Source organism: Stieleria sp., assembly GCF_041595215.1.
Taxonomy (GTDB): domain Bacteria; phylum Planctomycetota; class Planctomycetia; order Pirellulales; family Pirellulaceae; genus Stieleria; species Stieleria magnilauensis.
The window spans coordinates 1-1,586 of record NZ_JBFHKV010001482.1 but is presented as its reverse complement, the minus strand read 5'-3'; the positions used below and the strand labels follow the sequence as shown (position 1 = coordinate 1,586).

General features: G+C 58.9%; 2 protein-coding genes. Both read right to left on the bottom strand.

Annotated features, from left to right (window positions below):
• The coding region (locus tag ABX749_RS32315; protein ID WP_372899664.1) for an AAA family ATPase at positions 1-618 on the bottom strand (618 nt) is incomplete at its 3' end.
• Positions 619-683: 65 nt separating this feature from the next.
• On the bottom strand, positions 684-1,586 hold the full coding sequence (locus ABX749_RS32310; protein ID WP_372899663.1) for a lipase family protein: 903 nt from the start codon (positions 1,584-1,586) through the stop codon (positions 684-686).

Here is a 1,586-nt window from a genome sequence, read left to right as displayed (position 1 = left end):
TTCGTCCTGCTTGTTGGGGAACCCGACCGGCAACGTCGGTTGCAACCGGCTCATGATGTAATCGGGAATCTCGAACGTCGACTCGTCCTGGTTCATCGTCACCGCGGCGCGAAATTCGCTGTGCGCGTCGATCGTGATCCCCGCGACGATGGATTCGACGTAGCGTCGATTGTCGAACAACGGTGCCAGCGATGCCCAGGATTTCTCATTCATCCGGTTGCCTTCGTCCAGCACACAGACGCCGCCACACAGCATCGCGGTGACTAGCGGGGATGCGTGATAGGCGATCTCGCCGTTCTGGCTGAGCACCGGGGTGACCAACAGATCTTCGGGGCGTGTGTCGGCGGTGCACTGATAGATGTACAGCGGCCGGCCTTGTGCTTTGGCCGCCGCGATCGCCAATTGGGTCTTGCCCACGCCCGGTGCGCCGACCAAACGCGGCGTCAGCGGCAAATCGGCTTCGTCGAGTGAAATCCAACACGCCAACAGTTGCTGCAAGATCTCCGCTTGGCCGATCCAGCGGCCGGGATCGACGTAGGGCTTGGCCAGTTTTAATCGAACACCGTCGATTTCAACGTGCGTCGATCGCATCGCATCATTCTCGTCGGGGTTCGTCATCGCGTCTTTCGTAGGGCTCATCTGTGTTGTTGGTGCCGTGCCAGGTTGGCCGTTAGGAATCGTACTCATTCGTCCGTGTCGGCGTAGGCGGAGGCGGGTTTCGCCAGACCGCCCGATCGGACCCGTTGTTCTTCGTCGCGAACGGCCGCCACAATCGCATCGATGTATTGATGGATTGAATGATCCGCAAAGTGATCGATCTTCCACCGTCGAAGCCCGCGGAGAAATCCGTGCCACTTGTCACGACGTTTGGAGACACGCCCGAGTTTGCGGATGCGGCCATTTCGATCAAAGTAGACTTCGCTTCCGCTGTGTCGGTAACCCAAAAACGAAGGCGGCACACGCGTGACGATGTCGTTGTTGTGGACGAAGCGGTAATGATCCAGTTTAACGTAGTTGATGTATCGCTTGTCACCCACCCGTGGGCTCCCGAACGTAAACAGCTCAACCGGGTGACTGGGAATGTGCGACAGATGACAGCGACCGGCACAAATCGTCGCCATCGCCCCGCCGAGCGAATGACCACAGAAATAGAGGGAGTGCTCGTTGTCCAACAGCGCCGTTTCGATCATCGGCCAAAGATCGTCGACCTCGGTCTTGAATCCGCGGTGCACGCGTCCGATCGTTTCGGCAACCACGCTCGCCGCGTTCGCATCGGCACGGATGTCGTTCCAGTCATCCGGTTCGGTTCCCCGACACCCAATCACGCAGTCGTGCTCGTTGCGAAAGCGATACGCTTGGGATCCATCGCGATCGAAGAAGGTCACGTCGTCAAAGCCGGCGATCGCCGCGGCCGCCCGCGCTTCGGCTTCGTCGTTGTACGAAATCATCGATAATTCCGCGAACAACAACGATCGACGTAGAAAACTCAATTCCGCGATCGGTCCCCTGACCGCAGAATGGACGACCAACGGGACTTCGCCCGGATCCTGTACCTTGTCGATCGCTTCGACGGATCGTTGGGTCAC